Origin of the sequence: Guptibacillus hwajinpoensis, assembly GCF_020171785.1 — a bacterium.
Lineage (GTDB): Bacteria > Bacillota > Bacilli > Bacillales > Guptibacillaceae > Guptibacillus > Guptibacillus sedimenti.
The window spans coordinates 333,498-349,508 of the sequence record NZ_JAIVAE010000003.1 but is presented as its reverse complement, the minus strand read 5'-3'; the positions used below and the strand labels follow the sequence as shown (position 1 = coordinate 349,508).

Below are 16,011 nucleotides of genomic sequence, written 5' to 3'. Positions count from 1 at the left end.
CAATGTCAACAAGTGTACCTGATCAACGCGGAAGATATGGTAGATACGGTGGAAAGTATGTTCCTGAAACAGCTATGTATGCGCTAGAAGAATTAGAACAGTCGTTAAACGAAGCAATGGCAGACGAAAAATTTATGACGAGTTATCATGAGGAACTGAAAAAATATTCAGGTCGACCAACGCCGATTACACATGCAGAAAACTTGTCAAAAAGACTTGGCGGGGCACAAATTTATTTGAAGCGTGAAGATCTTAACCATACAGGGGCACATAAATTAAATAATGCAATTGGACAGGCTCTTCTTGCCGTTCGTATGGGGAAAGAAAAAATTGTTGCTGAAACAGGTGCTGGCCAGCATGGTGTTGCAGCTGCAACTGTAGCTGCTCGATTTGGATTAGAATGTAAAGTGTTTATGGGAGAAGAGGATATTAGACGTCAGGAATTGAATGTGTTCAGAATGAAGCTCCTCGGTGCTGAAGTTGTCCCAGTCTCTTCTGGTAGCAAAACGTTAAAAGATGCGACGAATGAAGCGATTCGGTACTGGGTAGCAAATGTGGAAGATACGTTCTATTTAATTGGCTCTGTAGTTGGCCCGCATCCTTATCCGAAAATGGTAAGGGATTTTCAGCGCGTGATCGGTGATGAATCCCGCGAACAAATGGAAGCATTACCCGATAAGGTAATCGCTTGTGTTGGAGGTGGAAGTAATGCAATGGGCATGTTCTATCCATTTCTTAAAGATGATGTTTGCTTGATTGGCGTAGAAGCTGCCGGTAAGGGAATTCATACTGGAGAACACGCCGCAACGCTCTCTGAAGGTCGTCTCGGTGTTATTCATGGCTCAATTACTTACTTATTGCAAAACGAAACGGGACAAATTCAAGAACCACATTCAATTTCTGCCGGACTCGATTATCCTGGAATTGGACCTGAACATGCCTATTTAAATGAAACGGGTCGCGTGACATATACAGGAATTACTGATAATGAAGCACTTCATGCATTAAAAGTTCTATCCGAAGAGGAAGGTATCATTCCGGCGATTGAAAGTGCTCATGCGCTATCTGAAGCAATTAAGCAAGCGCCAGACATGAATGAAAATGAAGTTATTCTTGTATGCCTCTCAGGAAGAGGAGATAAGGATGTGCACACGATAATGGAACATCTTGGAGGTGACGTTAATGAATAAACGATTTGAGAAACATGTAGATGGACGAAACGATCTATTCATACCTTTTGTTGTAGCTGGTGATCCAACAGAAGAAACGACTATTAATTTAGCATTGATGCTTCAAGAAGAAGGAGCTAATGCAATTGAACTCGGTATTCCATATTCTGATCCTCTAGCAGATGGTCCAGTGATTCAGCGTGCGTCACTACGTGCATTAGAACACGGAATGAGCCTTGAGAAAGCGATGGGTCTCGTGAAACAAATGCGAGAAAAAGGACTTGAAATTCCAGTTGTGATATTTACTTATTACAATCTTTTGTTACAATTAGGAGAAGAACGCTTCTTCGCTTTAGTGCGAGAAAATGATATTGACGGACTATTAGTTCCAGATCTTCCTTTTGAAGAAAGTGAAGACTGGAGAGAAAGTTGCAATGCTAATGAGACTGCGCTGATTTCTCTTGTTGCGCCAACAACTTCAGATAAAAGACTGCAGGCCATTTCGAAAGAAGCTACTGGATTTCTTTATTGCGTCTCGTCACTCGGTGTTACGGGAACGAGGACTGACTTTCATTCCTCAGTCTTTACATTTCTCGATCGAGTGAAAGAGCATAGTATGATTCCAGTTGCGGTTGGCTTTGGAGTCTCGGCTCCTGAACAAGTTGAAAAGCTAAAAGAGCACTGTGATGGCGTTATTGTTGGTAGTGCGATTATTCGTCAAGTTGAGGAACAAGTGGAAGTGTTGAAGAAAGAAGCATCCCAGAAAGAAGGGATAGATCAAATTCGGGCATATGTACGAAATTTGATTTCTCCATATGGGAAAGTGAAAATCCATTCGTGAGGTGCAGGCATGATTCCAAAAAGACAAATGAAAGGGTTAACCCCTTACAAGCCAGGTAAACCGATTGAAGAAGTAAAGAAAGAACTTGGTCTTAAACAAGTTATTAAGCTTGCTTCAAATGAAAATCCATTTGGTTCTTCTCAAAGTGTGAAAGAGGCGATTGAAAAAGAACTGTCGCAATTACACATTTATCCAGATGGCTATGCAGCTTCTCTTCGGACTGAGGTAGCAAAGCATCTTAATGTAAATGAAGATCAGCTCGTTTTCGGTAATGGATCAGACGAAGTCGTTCAAATTCTTTGCAGAACGTATCTTGAAAAAGGAACTAACACGGTTATGGCTACACCAACTTTTCCGCAATACCGTCATAATGCGGTCATTGAAGATGCTGAGGTTCGTGAAGTTCCCTTAATCGATGGAAAGCATCAATTAACTGAGATGTTGAAAGCTATAGATGAGAATACGCGAATCATTTGGGTTTGTTCACCTAATAATCCGACTGGAGAACACATTCCAGAAGATGAGCTATTTGCGTTTTTGGATAAGGTTCCAGAGCACGTGCTTGTGGTAATGGATGAAGCATACAAAGAATATGTGACTGCTACTGATTATCCTGACACGCTTGCAACCCTTTCAAAATATAAAAATCTGGTCATCTTACGTACGTTTTCTAAAGCTTATGGCATCGCTGCGTTGCGCGTTGGGTATGGTGTAGCTAACTCGGAAGTGATCGCATCCATTGAACCTTCCAGAGAACCGTTTAATACTTCCCGCGTCGCACAAGCTGCTGCAATTGCTGCCCTAAAAGACCAGCAATTTATAAAGAAGTGTCGAGAAGAAAATGAGAAGGGTCGCGCTCTTTACTATGCTTTTTGTGAGCAATTTGAATTATCTGTGTATCCTTCTCAAGGGAATTTTGTTCTTATCGATTTTGGTCTTCCGGCAGATGAAGTATTTGACTATCTCATGAAGCATGGGTACATTGTCCGCTCTGGTTCTGCTCTCGGCTTTCCAACTTCAGCGCGAATAACCGTCGGGTCGGAAGAGCAAAACAAGGAAATCATTGACTGTCTATCTCAATTTCTTAATGACAAGAGAATGCGAAAGTCATGAGTAAAAATGTAGCAATCATCGGTCTTGGACTAATCGGGGGATCGATTGCTCTGGCCATTAAAGCAGGGCATCAGGACGCCATGATTACAGGGTTCGATGTGAATCAAAACCAGCTTGATCTTGCAAAAGCTCTTCGTGTCGTAGATGACACCGCTTCTTCTCTTGAAGAAGCGGTGCAAAAAGCAGACTATATCATGATTGCAGCTCCTGTCGTGCAAACGGAGCAAATCTTAGAACAACTTTCCTCAATAAAATTAAAGAATGGCGTCATCGTATCGGATGTGGGGAGTACTAAACTTTCGATCGTAAGTCATGCGAAGAAAATTCTTAATCCTTCTATAACATTTATTGGTGGGCATCCGATGGCTGGTTCCCACAAAACGGGCGTGACAGCAGCAAAATCCCACCTGTTTGAGAATGCTTTTTATATTTTAACACCAGATGATGCTGTCGATCGATCGAAACTACACGACTTAATGGACCTTTTAAGTTCTACCAATGCTACTTTTGTTGAGCTTGAAGCACAGGAACATGATTATTTAGTCGGATTAATTAGTCATTTCCCGCATATTTTAGCTGCAAGTCTTGTGAACTTTGTTAGTGATCGAAATGATAGTCAGCGCTTTAACGTCGCAAGGTTTGCAGCTGGAGGGTTTCGAGACATTACGCGTATCGCATCAGCTAGTCCTGTGATGTGGCGTGACATTCTGTTGCGGAACAAAGATGTTCTACTTCATATGACAGAAGACATGAAGTTAGAATTAGATAGAATTCAGGGCTATATTAAAGAAGAAAATGAGGACGGTATTTTTAATTATTTTTCTGGCGCGAAAGACTTTCGTGATGGATTACCTGTTCGCTCAAGAGGAGCGATACCGGCCTTTTATGATTTGTTCCTTGATGTACAGGATCAGCCCGGTGTAATCGCTGCTGTTACGCAAAAACTCGCAAAGGAAGAAATTTCAATTACAAACATTCGAATCATTGAAACCCGAGAAGATATTATGGGTGTGCTTCGAGTGAGCTTTCGCTCAGAAACTGACCGTGATAATGCGAAAGTAATCCTAGATTGTGATTTTGAAACATATGTAGATGATAAATAAGGAGAACGTAACTATGGAAACCATAACGAAAGCGCACAGTCTTAAAGGAACAGTCGTGATACCTGGAGATAAATCTATATCCCACCGTGCGATCATGTTTGGTTCAATTGCTAATGGCACAACGCGGATTACGAACTTCCTTCCTGGAGCAGATTGTTTAAGTACCATTTCCTGTTTTAAACAGATGGGGGTTCGTATTGAACAAGATGGCGCATCTGTTGTTGTAGAAGGGCAAGGAATTGAAGGACTCAAGGAACCTTCTCAGCTTCTCGATGTAGGGAATTCGGGTACTACTTTTCGTTTAATGATGGGATTACTTGCGGGTCGCCCTTTTCACTCGGTTTTAGCGGGAGACGAGTCAATTGCTAAACGACCGATGAATCGTGTAACAGTTCCTTTATCACAGATGGGTGCTGTTATTGATGGAAGAGAGCAGGGCACATATGCACCAATCTCAATCCGAGGTGGCAATTTAAAAGGCATTACATATCAGTCGCCTGTCGCAAGTGCTCAGGTTAAATCAGGCATTCTTCTAGCTGGTATACAAGCTGAAGGAGTTACGACTGTTTCTGAAACACATCGCTCCAGAAATCACACCGAAAATATGCTGGAGAGTTTTGGCGTAAAAGTTAAAAGAGATGGACTTTCAGTTAGTGTAGAAGGCGGTCAAAAGCTAACTGCTACGAATGTTGAAGTACCTGGAGATATTTCTTCAGCTGCCTTTTTCCTCGTAGCGGGGGCAATCGTTCCAAACAGCACAATAACCTTATTAAATGTGGGCATTAACGAAACAAGATCTGGCATATTAGATGTCCTTGAACAAATGGGTGCAGCATTATCGATTAAAAATAGACGAGTAGTCAATCAAGAAGAAGTAGCAGATCTTACAATTTGTACGAGTAATCTTCGTGAAACAGTTATTGAAGGAGATATCATTCCACGCTTAATTGATGAGTTGCCGATTATTGCGCTTCTTGCAACCCAGGCGAATGGAAAGACAATTATTCGCAACGCTGAAGAATTAAAAGTCAAAGAAACGAACCGCATAGATGCAGTAGTGGAAGCTTTGCAAACTTTAGGGGCCTCGATTACTGGTACACCAGACGGCATGGTGATAGAAGGGCCTACGCCTCTTCATGGTGGGGAAGTTTCAAGTTTAGGCGATCATCGGATTGGTATGATGCTTGCTGTCGCTGGATGTATAACGGAAGGCGCTGTCGAGCTTGCATTACCTGATGCTATCAAAGTGTCATATCCTGATTTCTTTGACCATTTAAAGAAGCTTAAAGCAGGTTCCTAGGAACCTGCTTTTTGTTTTTTTGTAACAGGAACTGCTGAATTTTTAAAAATACGCAAAATTTTCTAAAGAATCAGTTGATTTTATATCTTTTCCTGTTATACTAAATGTAGTAATGGTTTCTCTCCACTCCTATCCATATTTATTTTGTCCCTGTGTTTTGAAAGCGTTAACAACCGCTTTCTGCACAGGGAATTTTTTTCATTGATCTTAATTAATAAATTTCCTCACTTCTAGACTTACTGATTTGATGAATTTAGGCAATGAAGTTGAAGATAACGAAATTCTTGATTATGATGGAGGAGACCCATTCATTTCAGAGCTTTGTCGTAAATAACAGAAAGAGAACCATCCTTTACAGTAAAAATGAAGGGTGGCGCAATAAAATGAGTTTATGCTTGGAGTCATCGAAAGAAAATAAGTAGTGTTAGAAGGAGTTTTGGAACGTGGATCGTCTTAAACAGGCTGTCTCATTAATTGAGTCGGGAAATTTTGAAAAAGGTTTAACAGAACTAAAAGAAGTACGAAAAGAAGCTGATCATGAAAGCTTATATGATCTCTCCAACATTTACTACAGTCTTGGACTTATTGAAGATTCTAGAGACGTCGTAGAAGAGCTACTTATTCATTACCCAAATGAAGGTGAATTACTTGTACAGGCAGCGGAATGCTATGTTGATCTTGAACAAGAGCAGGATGCCATTGCTGCTTTAAATAAAATTGATGAAAATGATGCTGCATATCCACCTGCCCTTCTCTTATTGGCCGATCTTTACCAAACGGAAGGATTGGAAGAAGTTGCAGAGCAAAAACTGCTGGAAGCAAAGCGACTTTCGCCTGATGAACCAATCATCGATTTTGGACTTGGTGAATTTTATTTAACACAAGGTCATCATTTAAAGGCAGTTCCTTACTATGAAGCAGTTCTTGGAACCAAAGGAGAGCTTGCTAATGAAAATATTGAACTTCGATTGGCTGAAGCATTGAGCGGGAGTGGACAATTTGAAGATGCGCTTACTTACTATGAGAAGGGACTCGAGAACGCGCGTGAAATTAACGCCCTGTTTGGTTATGGGTTTACGGCGCTTCAAATCAATGAATACCGAAAAGCCATTAATGCGTTTAATGAGCTAAAAGAACTAGATCCCCAGTATAGTACACTTTATCCTTATCTTGCCAAAGCTTATGAAAAAGAAGGTGCGGTAGCTGAAGCAATTGAGGTACTAGCCCAAGGAATTAAATTTGATGAATTTAATGAAGAGCTATATATACAAGCTAGTAGGTTAACCTTTAAAACACACGATAATGCAAGCGGAGAACAGTATTTACGTGAATTACTAGCCATTAATCCAGCGCATATAGAAGCTGCGAAAACGCTAGCCGCCTATTTGAAGACAGAGGAACGATATGAAGATATTTTGGATCTCTTGCGAAACATTGAAGAGGGAGAGCAAAGTGATCCATACCTTGATTGGTCAGCGGCAACAGCTTATGCACAGGTTGAAGAGTATAAAGATGCCATAAAACGCTATGAAAATGCATATACTTATTTCAGACAGGATCCAATTTTTCTAGAGGAATATGGTGCCTTCTTAATTGAAGAAGGTAGAAGAGAAGAAGCAGTGAAAGCCTTCAAACTTGCTCTAAAGCTAGACCCATCGCTCGTCCATCTTGAAGAAGAAATTTTGAGGTTTGATGCGGAAACTTTCAAAGAGGATTAAAGGTGAAGAAGGAAATGTACCTTCAATGACGAATTGTTAAATTAGGAAAATCTCAGGGAGGAATCGCTATGAGCAGCTCCGTTTCTGTCGTTGAAAAAAAAGACTTTCTGAAATGGTTTCTAAAGAAGTATCAGGTGAAGAAACGTGAATGTGTCTGGCTTTTGAACTATTTAATAAGTGATGAAGTGTTGATGGGGAATGTTCATTTTGTTGAGAACGCTGAATTTTGTCCAAAAGCGCTTGTGATTTCCACGCACTGTGTAGAAAATGCGCCTTTTCGTTTTTACAAACATAACATCATTACGACAGACCCTGAAAAGTCTTTTCATGACATTCGCCTGAATCAGGACGAGCCTATTTATATTCAGCTAAACTTCAAAAGTAAAAATGTTTCTCCTCACTACGTAGCTGTTTTAGAAGAGAATCCATTTTTACCGGAGAATATGGCAGCTGATAAAAAATATTCGTTTATGGCTGAAATGGTCCTCGACGAGTCATTCACACGTTTCAAAAAGGAATCCATTTTGAAACAAATTGATGAGGCACTGGATCGAAATGATGAAATAGCATTTCTCCATTTAAGTAAGCAATTGAGTCATTTATAACCCCTGATTGATCAGGGGTTTTTTGTTTGGCTTAAGTATTTTGGAACGTGCGTTCTAGGAAAAATCTTCAACACTTTCTATACAAATGATATACTAGAAAGAAATGCAAGAACTAGGGTCGGCGAATGAATGACATTGATCAGATCGGCTTAATGAAAGGAGAGAAAGAGTTGATTCGAACCCTAGAATACGAGGATATTCCTCTCGTTAAAGAGATGCCCACGGGGATGGAAGATGATTACGTTATTCGCATCATACATAAACTAATGCAAGAAGAGAAGATGGTAGGATATTTCAAGAAAGAAATGCTTGTTGGTATTGCTGGTCTGACGATAATTGAAGGTGAAGCTGCTGTCCTAGGTCGATTAAGGACACATAGTGATTTTCGAAAAAGAGGAATCGCTTCAGAATTAATGAATACGTTGCTAATTGAGGCATTTGAAAACCCAGCTATTACCTGGGTTGGCTATGCAACAGAAGACTATAACACGGGAGGTAACGGTATAGCGCCTCATTTGCAGATGCATCTTGAATCGCAAATTGTGTCTTCTCGTATAAGTCCTCATACAATTATCGGACAAACCGACACAAGGTCGTTTAATAGAGTGACAGAAGAGAATAAGCAAGCTACGATCGAAAAGTATTGGAAAGAGAGTGATCAATTATTTTTTCCTTACTCGATCTATTATCCACTTCCATACTTACCTTCCCTTTCTTCCACTTATCTTGAGCAAGTAGAGCTATTTGCTAACGATACGGGTGGGTTTATGCTGGTGAGAGAAGAGAAAGGTGCATCGTATTTGCATGTTAAGGTCTTAAATGAAACAACGCTATATAGCAGAGAGATGTGGAAAATGGTTACCGCTTATGCGATTGAAGAAGCAAGAACCATATGGATCGACTTGCCAATCCAGCAGGCTAAGTGGCTAGAATCTTATTCTCACCAAACAACTTGGTGTTTATATGGACAAAAAAGGAGTTTATACAATGAAATGGACTGAAGCAGATATTGCGTTATTTGAAAAAGAAAAAGAATATGTAGATACAGTCGTTCTTCCACTCGTTCCAATATCAATGACGAACAATATGAAAACGATCGTATCTATGGGAGAGTATATCTCAATCATATCAAATGAACTAGAAAGACAATTAAAAGGTCGTCTTCTTTTATTACCTGCTTATACCTATTTAATTTCAGAGGAACAAACTTTTAAAACGGACCGCTTGAAAAAGATAGAGGTAGAATTGCATAAAGGAGGTATTAAACATATTATCACCTTAACTGCTGATGTAGAATGGAAACAGGTGGAGGACCAAATCTCGAGTGCTTTATTATGGATGCCGGCAATTCCACTTGAACATATGGATGAACAATATAAAATGGAAACGGTCTCAGCTCAAGTGAAGCAGGTTTTACAATTTGTAACAAATACGTGGCAAAGTAATATAAATAGTTGATTTGTGGCATGCTAAAGACCAATCCGAATATTGACAGAGCAAGACTGACTACGCTATCATAGGAATGTCCTAGTTATATGTGTGTACTATTTTGTCCGGCTGGACTGACTTCATAGGATAGGGGGGAAACCAATGGCGAAGAAGAAGGAAGTAACAAGACGCCAATTTCTAAACTACAGCCTGACTGGTGTCGGCGGTTTTATGGCAGCAGGGATGCTAATGCCGATGGTTCGTTTTGCAATTGATCCATTGTTAAAAGAAGGAGCCAAGCAGGATTTTGTACCTGTTATGGACACAAGCGAGATTACGGACAAACCAGTTCGTAAAGAATTCAAAATTGACCAGGTAGATGGTTGGTATGAATCTGAAGTAACGCAATCCGCCTGGGTTTACAAAGATGAAAAAGACGAAATTGTCGCACTTTCACCTGTTTGTAAACACCTCGGATGTACAGTTGACTGGTCTTCAAATCCTGCATATCCTGATCAGTTTTTCTGCCCATGTCACGCGGGGCGTTATACGAAAGATGGTGTGAACGTTCCGGGTACACCACCACTTGCGCCGCTTGATGTTTACAACAAGAAAGTTGAAGATGGAAAACTTTACCTCGGAAAACCTGAACCACGTTAGGGGGCGTAATCTATGTTAAATAAAATCTATGATTGGGTAGATGAACGCTTAGATATTACGCCGATGTGGCGCGATATTGCAGATCACGAAGTGCCTGAGCACGTTAACCCAGCTCACCACTTTTCAGCGTTTGTTTATTGTTTTGGCGGTTTAACGTTTTTTATTACTGTGATCCAAATCTTATCCGGGATGTTCTTAACAATGTATTATGTACCAGACATTGTTAACGCCTGGGAGTCTGTATACTATCTTCAGAATGAAGTAGCATTTGGACAAATTGTAAGAGGAATGCACCATTGGGGAGCCAGTCTCGTTATCGTTATGATGTTTCTACATACCCTTCGCGTATTCTTTACCGGCTCTTACAAAAAACCTCGTGAATTGAACTGGGTAGTTGGTGTATTGATTTTCTTCGTTATGCTAGGCTTAGGATTTACGGGATATCTCTTACCATGGGATATGAAAGCGCTATTTGCGACAAAAGTTGGTCTTGAAATTGCGGTAACAATTCCTGTTGTAGGTGAATGGGCAAAGACCCTTCTAGCAGGTGGAGAAATTATCGGAGCGCAAACTCTTGCACGATTCTTTGCGATTCACGTATTCTTCTTACCAGCTGCACTCCTAGGATTGCTTGCTGCTCACTTTATCATGATTCGTAAGCAGGGTATTTCTGGCCCTCTATAAGACGTATTCTAAAGAACTTATATTTAATTGACGACACAATTTTTTATACGAAGGAGGGGGACAGATGCATCGCGGAAAAGGAATGAAGTTTGTTGGCGACTCGCGTATCCCTGCGCAGAGAAAGCCTAACATTCCAAAAGATTATTCAGAGTACCCCGGCAAAACAGAAGCGTTTTGGCCGAACTTCTTGTTAAAAGAGTGGATGGTAGGTGCGGTATTCCTAATTGGGTATCTTGCTCTTACAATTGCCCATCCATCTCCGCTTGAGCGCGTAGCGGACCCTACTGATGCCACGTATACGCCGCTTCCTGACTGGTATTTTCTCTTTTTATACCAGCTCTTGAAATACAAGTTTGCGGCTGGTGACTATACACTTGTAGGTACAGTCATTATGCCAGGTCTTGCATTTGGTGCACTTCTTCTTGCTCCATGGCTTGATCCAGGTCCTGAAAGAAGACCTGCTAAGCGACCTGTAGCAACGGCGTTAATGCTTCTTGGTCTTATTTCAACTGTTTACCTAACATGGGAATCAGTTGTTACACATGACTGGGAGAAAGCAGCTAAGCAAGGGGAAATTGTTGAAGCTGAAGTAGACAAAGAAGCGGAAGGATATGCTATTTATTCAGGACAATCTTGTATTGGTTGTCACGGTGATAGTCTTCAAGGTGGATCCGGTCCATCACTTCTTGAAACAAAGCAAACAAAAGAATCCATTATGGATATTGCTGTGAACGGAATCGGCGGAATGCCAGCGAACGCCTTTAAAGGTTCTGATGAGGAACTTGAAAAGCTAGCTGACTTCATTGTTGAAACGTCTGAGGCAAATCAATAAAATGAAAAAAGCTGACTGTTGCAGTCAGCTTTTTTTCTGATTTAGCTTGAAGATACAACTTAAACCTCTTGTAAAGGAGATCAGGATGATTTCTCAATTTTTTTATTTACTTAAGTCAAAACCTTTTCTCATATTGTTGCTTCTTATTAATATACCCGGAACAATTTACGGTTACTATTGGTATGGCTGGCAACTAGCTGATACAGACCCGATTTTTTTATTGTTTGTGCCCGATAGTCCAACCGCGAGTCTTTTCTTTTGTTTCGTTTTATTAGCATTCCTTTTTAAGAAAAACTGGCCGCTTATGGAAGGACTAGCAGCCGTTACGCTATTTAAGTATGGAATCTGGGCTGTTGTGATGAATGCTCTTGTGATGATCGAAACTGGTCAACTATCTCCCATTGCAATCATGCTAATTCTTTCGCACTTAGGTATGGCAATTGAAGGATTGCTCTTTACCCCATTTTATAAAATAAAACGTTGGCATTTAGTGGCTGTAGCCATTTGGACATTACATAATGATGTAATTGATTATGTGTTTGGTCAAATGCCGCGATATTCGATCTTAAGCGAATACACATCACTAATCGGATATTTTACATTCTGGCTATCGGTAGTTTCCCTTACGATTGTGTATTTCTTAGCCGTTCGAAAAGAACGGTTTAAGCTCTCGATCCACTAAGGTCGGTGGTCTACTCTTGTCCATTTCTTCATACATTGAAGTAGGAAGAAGGAGGGACAGGAATGGGTAGACGATGGCTCCTATTAGTGTTGCTTTTCACGCTCCCGGTAAATGTACACGCTTCACAGGCCGATTCGAAACAAGTCTGGAATGACATAGCCGCAAATGTCCTGGAATTTGGAAAGCAAGAGAAGTTTGATCGATCAAAAATGATGTTAGAGGAATTTTCAATCGTTTTTCCCGGTAAACAGTCAAGTGAACTTTCGAATACGGAACTTAGGGTGATACTAAATACGCATGATCGTGCACTTAAAGCTGTAACATCTATGGATAAAGCAAATGATCAGCGAATTCAGGCATTAACAGAATTTCGATTGGCGGTAGATGCTCTGGTTACGGAAGAACAGCCGATTTGGCATCAAACGGATGATCAGATTTTACCACTAATTCATGAGATGTCCACTGCTATTGAACACGGAGATGTAGATGTTTATAAAGCAAGTAAAGATCGTTTTTTAGGTAGTTACAGCACTATTCGACCTGCGATGGCAATTGATCTATCTCCTGAAACTCAGCAGCGTCTTGATTCTCATATCGCTTTTATCGAAAAGTACGCGTCAGGACGAAATACAGAATTATCTGGTCAGCTTGAAACGATGTATGATGATTTTAAAAACGCCTATAATCCATCTTATTCTGAAGAATCTTCTCTCATGTGGTTAATCGTCTCAATTGGCGGAATCATTATTTTCACATTGGTTTATGTAATTTATCGAAAGTATAAAGGAGAAAAAGAGACATTAAAAAGGAAACAGATGGATTAAATTTGAAGATCTTGTGAACCTGAAACTGTGTAATTGACTTTCAAGGTGAATTTGACTAAAATTGACGTTAATAAGAGTTTTAAAAAGCAATTACACATGTGATGGAGGAATGAAAATGGCTGGTTTTCTAATATACTTCGCGCTTTTGTTAATCATTCCACTCTGGGCACAGGGCAGAGTGAAGAGCGCCTATAAAAAATATTCCAAAGTTCCTAATTCTTCTGGAATGACTGGTGCTCAAGTTGCAAGAAAAATTCTTGATGAAAATGGATTGTATTCAGTAGGGGTAGAAGAAGTACGAGGTCACCTTTCAGATCATTATGATCCACGTTCCAAAACGGTAAGACTTTCATCAGGAAACTTTCATGGGCATTCTGTAGCGGGTGCAGCTATAGCGGCGCACGAGGTAGGACACGCGATTCAAGATGAGCAAGACTATGCACCACTTCGGTTCCGTCATACGCTTGTTCCAGTAGCGAATCTTGGTTCAAACTTTAGCTATTTTGTCATTCTTGCTGGTATTCTCATGTCTTCTGCAAACTTTATCTTGCTAGGGATTATCTTTATGAGTGCAGCTGTTTTGTTCCAGCTAGTAACGCTCCCGGTAGAATTTAATGCATCTAACAGAGCGATGGAGCAAGTTGTATCCACTGGTGTGATTCGAAATGACGAAGAAAGAGAAACAAAGAAAGTATTGAATGCAGCCGCGTTAACATATGTAGCAGCAGCAGTTGTTGCGCTATTAGAATTGGTACGCTTTGTGTTTATCTTTATCGGAATGAACGAAGATTAATGAAAAATCTCGCCTACTGGCGAGATTTTTTTAGTTCATTTATTTTTTCTTTTTGGCAGTGACGTTACTGTTCAATTGGATTTTTATTTTCATCAAGCGTAAACCCTTCACCTAGCACATCATGTACATCATTTACGGCGACAAATGCATGAGGGTCTACCTGTTTAATAATGTTTTTTAGACGTACGATTTCATTTCGTGCTACGACGCAATAGAGAATTTCTTTTTGTAATCCTGAGAAACTTCCTTTCCCGTTTAAGACGGTTGCGCCACGATCCATTTGGCTCATAATGGTATCCGCTATTTCTTTGTTATTCTCACTAATAATCATTGCAGCTTTTGCTGCATATGCACCTTGCTGAATGAAGTCGATTACGCGAGCAGCTACAAAAACGGCTAAAAGCGTATACATGGCCTCTTTGTAGTTAAGATAAACAAGTGATATGGCAATGACGCAAAAATCAAAAACAAACATCGTTCTTCCCATACTCCATCCACCATATTTAGATCCAAGTCTCGCGATAATATCTACGCCGCCAGTTGTCCCTCCGTACCGAAAAATAATCCCGAGTCCTACTCCTACGAAAACACCTGCAAACAGAGCGGCAAGCGTTAAATCATCTTGTAGAGGTATTGAGAGCGCTGAATAATGCTGAAAGATCCATAGAAACAGAGATAAGGAAACGGTTCCAATAATCGTGTAAATAAATGCTTTTCGACCAAGTAGCTTCCAGCCAATGAGAAATAAGGGAATGTTAAGAACAAGATTCGAAATAGCTGGGTCGATATTGAATAGAAAATAAAGTAATAGTGTTATGCCGGTGAAACCACCTTCAGCTAAATTGTTTTCCATATTGAAATGCACAAGCCCAAATGCAAAAATGGCAGAGCCTAATAAAATAAAGAACACATTTTTTGTTCGTATACCTTCCATATCCGACACTCCTAACGTATGAACCAACAATCTACATTATAATCAAATACCGAGCAGACAGCAATTTCATTCTGTTATACTCGCTATAAGTTAATGAGAGGAATTCGTGTGAAACATTTGTCAAATGTTCTTCTTTTAGCTAACATAAGAACTGATGTGAAAGGTGGAATGGTTTGTGTCAGAACGCACAATACATGAAATGCAAGAAGAGGTAGACCAATACATAAGTCAATTTAAAGAAGGATACTTTAGTCCACTTGCCATGCTAGCCAGAATGACAGAAGAACTTGGTGAGTTAGCACGTGAAATTAATCATTATCATGGTGAAAAACCAAAAAAGAATTCGGAAGAAGAACGAACCATTGAAGATGAAATGGGCGATCTTTTATTTGTGCTTACTTGTTTTGCGAATTCGTTAGATATTGACCTTGATGAAGCATTTGGAAGAGTGATGAATAAGTTTCAAACCAGAGATAAAGATCGTTGGACAAAAATCGAGAAGGAGAGTGGCGACTGATGCAAGAAGTGAAAATTGTGATAGCAGGACCAAGAGGGAATATGGGGATGGAAGCAGTAAAACTTGTCGATCGAACAGCGCATTTCACGTTAACTGCTGTTGTGGACCGTAAATCGTCTGGACAAACGGTGGCAGATATTAGTGGACTGCCATCACTAAATTCACCTATCTATACGGATCTAGATCAATGTTTATCTGAAGTAGAATGTGACGTTTTGATTGACTTAACAACGCCTGAACATGGGAAAAAGCATATGCAAATTGCGTTTGATCATGGAGTCCGACCCGTTGTAGGAACAACAGGATTTTCAAATGATGATGTGGACGAACTATCAAGAACGGCAGAAGAAAAAGGGTTAGGTGCGATTATTGCTCCTAACTTTGCAATCGGTGCTGTGTTAATGATGAAATTTGCTACAATGGCAGCTAAATATTTCTCTGATGTTGAGATTATTGAGCAACATCATGACCGAAAACTTGATGCGCCATCTGGAACAGCAGTAAAAACGGCAAAAATGATTTCAGAAGTAAGGGAAGAAAAGAAGCAGGGGCATGAAAATGAACGAGAGGACCTGGCTGGAGCACGTGGTGCAGATTATGAAGGCATGAGGATTCACAGCGTTCGCTTGCCAGGTCTTGTGGCCCACCAAGAAGTTCTTTTTGGAGGCGAAGGACAAACATTGAAAATTCGTCATGACTCAATGAACAGAGCGTCCTTCATGCCAGGTGTACAGCTTGCTGTTGAAACGGTTCTAAAAATTGATCAGCTTGTTTACGGTCTTGAAAATATAATGGAGTAGGGGATGTT

Annotated in this window: 18 protein-coding genes; 17 read left to right on the top strand and 1 reads right to left on the bottom strand. The window is 40.3% G+C overall.

Annotated elements, in window-relative coordinates:
* Positions 1 to 2 precede the first annotated feature (2 nt).
* From trpB to LCL91_RS05675, 15 genes are all read left to right on the top strand, one after another.
* Complete coding sequence (gene trpB, locus LCL91_RS05745; RefSeq protein ID WP_224880765.1) at positions 3 to 1,190, top strand: tryptophan synthase subunit beta; 1,188 nt, start codon at positions 3 to 5, stop codon at positions 1,188 to 1,190.
* A complete protein-coding gene (trpA, locus tag LCL91_RS05740) occupies positions 1,183 to 2,010 on the top strand; it encodes a tryptophan synthase subunit alpha (protein WP_224880763.1) in 828 nt (275 codons plus the stop codon). Before trpB ends, trpA begins: the two co-directional genes overlap by 8 nt.
* Positions 2,011 to 2,019: 9 nt before the next feature.
* Positions 2,020 to 3,123 carry a histidinol-phosphate transaminase gene (hisC, locus tag LCL91_RS05735; protein WP_224880761.1) on the top strand — a complete coding sequence of 368 codons (1,104 nt, stop codon included), beginning with the start codon at positions 2,020 to 2,022 and terminating at the stop codon, positions 3,121 to 3,123.
* Positions 3,120 to 4,226 (top strand): prephenate dehydrogenase, encoded by a 1,107-nt coding sequence (locus tag LCL91_RS05730; RefSeq protein ID WP_224880759.1) that lies wholly within the window; start codon positions 3,120 to 3,122, stop codon positions 4,224 to 4,226. Before hisC ends, LCL91_RS05730 begins: the two co-directional genes overlap by 4 nt.
* A 13-nt stretch (positions 4,227 to 4,239) precedes the next feature.
* Positions 4,240 to 5,526 (top strand): 3-phosphoshikimate 1-carboxyvinyltransferase, encoded by a 1,287-nt coding sequence (gene aroA / locus LCL91_RS05725; RefSeq protein WP_224880757.1) that lies wholly within the window; start codon positions 4,240 to 4,242, stop codon positions 5,524 to 5,526.
* Positions 5,527 to 5,969: 443 nt separating this feature from the next.
* Positions 5,970 to 7,244: a tetratricopeptide repeat protein gene (locus LCL91_RS22195; RefSeq protein WP_224880755.1), complete on the top strand. Its 1,275-nt coding sequence runs from the start codon at positions 5,970 to 5,972 to the stop codon at positions 7,242 to 7,244.
* Positions 7,245 to 7,312: 68 nt separating this feature from the next.
* On the top strand, positions 7,313 to 7,849 hold the full coding sequence (locus tag LCL91_RS05715; RefSeq protein WP_098443960.1) for a ReoY family proteolytic degradation factor: 537 nt from the start codon (positions 7,313 to 7,315) through the stop codon (positions 7,847 to 7,849).
* A 125-nt stretch (positions 7,850 to 7,974) separates the two neighbouring features.
* Positions 7,975 to 8,850, top strand: a complete 876-nt coding sequence (locus LCL91_RS05710) for a GNAT family N-acetyltransferase (RefSeq protein WP_224880754.1) — start codon at positions 7,975 to 7,977, stop codon at positions 8,848 to 8,850.
* On the top strand, positions 8,837 to 9,307 hold the full coding sequence (locus LCL91_RS05705; protein ID WP_224880751.1) for a YpiF family protein: 471 nt from the start codon (positions 8,837 to 8,839) through the stop codon (positions 9,305 to 9,307). The genes LCL91_RS05710 and LCL91_RS05705 overlap by 14 nt, the downstream gene beginning before the upstream one ends.
* 132 nt (positions 9,308 to 9,439) lie before the next feature.
* Positions 9,440 to 9,937, top strand: coding sequence for a ubiquinol-cytochrome c reductase iron-sulfur subunit (locus tag LCL91_RS05700; protein ID WP_098443957.1), 498 nt, complete (start codon positions 9,440 to 9,442; stop codon positions 9,935 to 9,937).
* A gap of 12 nt (positions 9,938 to 9,949) precedes the next feature.
* On the top strand, positions 9,950 to 10,621 hold the full coding sequence (gene qcrB, locus LCL91_RS05695; RefSeq protein WP_098443956.1) for a menaquinol-cytochrome c reductase cytochrome b subunit: 672 nt from the start codon (positions 9,950 to 9,952) through the stop codon (positions 10,619 to 10,621).
* 64 nt (positions 10,622 to 10,685) lie between these two features.
* Positions 10,686 to 11,453 (top strand): menaquinol-cytochrome c reductase cytochrome b/c subunit, encoded by a 768-nt coding sequence (locus LCL91_RS05690; protein WP_098443955.1) that lies wholly within the window; start codon positions 10,686 to 10,688, stop codon positions 11,451 to 11,453.
* A gap of 88 nt (positions 11,454 to 11,541) precedes the next feature.
* Positions 11,542 to 12,135: a DUF1405 domain-containing protein gene (locus LCL91_RS05685; RefSeq protein ID WP_224881224.1), complete on the top strand. Its 594-nt coding sequence runs from the start codon at positions 11,542 to 11,544 to the stop codon at positions 12,133 to 12,135.
* Between the two features lie 62 nt (positions 12,136 to 12,197).
* Positions 12,198 to 12,959, top strand: coding sequence for a sporulation protein YpjB (locus tag LCL91_RS05680; protein ID WP_224880749.1), 762 nt, complete (start codon positions 12,198 to 12,200; stop codon positions 12,957 to 12,959).
* Between the two features lie 115 nt (positions 12,960 to 13,074).
* The gene (locus tag LCL91_RS05675; protein ID WP_098443952.1) at positions 13,075 to 13,752 is read left to right on the top strand and encodes a zinc metallopeptidase; all 678 of its coding nucleotides are present in this window, start codon (positions 13,075 to 13,077) and stop codon (positions 13,750 to 13,752) included.
* A gap of 64 nt (positions 13,753 to 13,816) precedes the next feature.
* Here the strand turns inward: LCL91_RS05675 and LCL91_RS05670 are convergent, their stop codons facing one another.
* Positions 13,817 to 14,686, bottom strand: coding sequence for a YitT family protein (locus LCL91_RS05670; protein ID WP_224880747.1), 870 nt, complete (start codon positions 14,684 to 14,686; stop codon positions 13,817 to 13,819).
* Between the two features lie 199 nt (positions 14,687 to 14,885).
* Between LCL91_RS05670 and LCL91_RS05665 the strand changes: the two genes are divergently transcribed.
* Together LCL91_RS05665 and dapB are read left to right on the top strand one after the other, a co-directional pair.
* The gene (locus LCL91_RS05665; RefSeq protein ID WP_202407199.1) at positions 14,886 to 15,203 is read left to right on the top strand and encodes a nucleotide pyrophosphohydrolase; all 318 of its coding nucleotides are present in this window, start codon (positions 14,886 to 14,888) and stop codon (positions 15,201 to 15,203) included.
* Positions 15,203 to 16,003 (top strand): 4-hydroxy-tetrahydrodipicolinate reductase, encoded by an 801-nt coding sequence (gene dapB, locus LCL91_RS05660; RefSeq protein WP_224880745.1) that lies wholly within the window; start codon positions 15,203 to 15,205, stop codon positions 16,001 to 16,003. The genes LCL91_RS05665 and dapB overlap by 1 nt, the downstream gene beginning before the upstream one ends.
* Positions 16,004 to 16,011: the final 8 nt, after the last annotated feature.

What these genes read in the sequence shown, in the direction of transcription:
- LCL91_RS05670 (WP_224880747.1), bottom strand. Translation starts at nt 14,686, where the DNA reads ATGGAAGGTATACGAACAAAAAATGTGTTCTTTATTTTATTAGGCTCT.
- LCL91_RS05710 (WP_224880754.1), top strand. Translation starts at nt 7,975, where the DNA reads ATGAATGACATTGATCAGATCGGCTTAATGAAAGGAGAGAAAGAGTTG.
- LCL91_RS05690 (WP_098443955.1), top strand. Translation starts at nt 10,686, where the DNA reads ATGCATCGCGGAAAAGGAATGAAGTTTGTTGGCGACTCGCGTATCCCT.
- LCL91_RS05700 (WP_098443957.1), top strand. Translation starts at nt 9,440, where the DNA reads ATGGCGAAGAAGAAGGAAGTAACAAGACGCCAATTTCTAAACTACAGC.
- qcrB (WP_098443956.1), top strand. Translation starts at nt 9,950, where the DNA reads ATGTTAAATAAAATCTATGATTGGGTAGATGAACGCTTAGATATTACG.
- LCL91_RS05680 (WP_224880749.1), top strand. Translation starts at nt 12,198, where the DNA reads ATGGGTAGACGATGGCTCCTATTAGTGTTGCTTTTCACGCTCCCGGTA.
- LCL91_RS05675 (WP_098443952.1), top strand. Translation starts at nt 13,075, where the DNA reads ATGGCTGGTTTTCTAATATACTTCGCGCTTTTGTTAATCATTCCACTC.
- trpB (WP_224880765.1), top strand. Translation starts at nt 3, where the DNA reads ATGTCAACAAGTGTACCTGATCAACGCGGAAGATATGGTAGATACGGT.
- LCL91_RS05665 (WP_202407199.1), top strand. Translation starts at nt 14,886, where the DNA reads ATGCAAGAAGAGGTAGACCAATACATAAGTCAATTTAAAGAAGGATAC.
- trpA (WP_224880763.1), top strand. Translation starts at nt 1,183, where the DNA reads ATGAATAAACGATTTGAGAAACATGTAGATGGACGAAACGATCTATTC.
- hisC (WP_224880761.1), top strand. Translation starts at nt 2,020, where the DNA reads ATGATTCCAAAAAGACAAATGAAAGGGTTAACCCCTTACAAGCCAGGT.
- aroA (WP_224880757.1), top strand. Translation starts at nt 4,240, where the DNA reads ATGGAAACCATAACGAAAGCGCACAGTCTTAAAGGAACAGTCGTGATA.
- LCL91_RS05715 (WP_098443960.1), top strand. Translation starts at nt 7,313, where the DNA reads ATGAGCAGCTCCGTTTCTGTCGTTGAAAAAAAAGACTTTCTGAAATGG.
- LCL91_RS05730 (WP_224880759.1), top strand. Translation starts at nt 3,120, where the DNA reads ATGAGTAAAAATGTAGCAATCATCGGTCTTGGACTAATCGGGGGATCG.
- LCL91_RS05705 (WP_224880751.1), top strand. Translation starts at nt 8,837, where the DNA reads ATGAAATGGACTGAAGCAGATATTGCGTTATTTGAAAAAGAAAAAGAA.
- dapB (WP_224880745.1), top strand. Translation starts at nt 15,203, where the DNA reads ATGCAAGAAGTGAAAATTGTGATAGCAGGACCAAGAGGGAATATGGGG.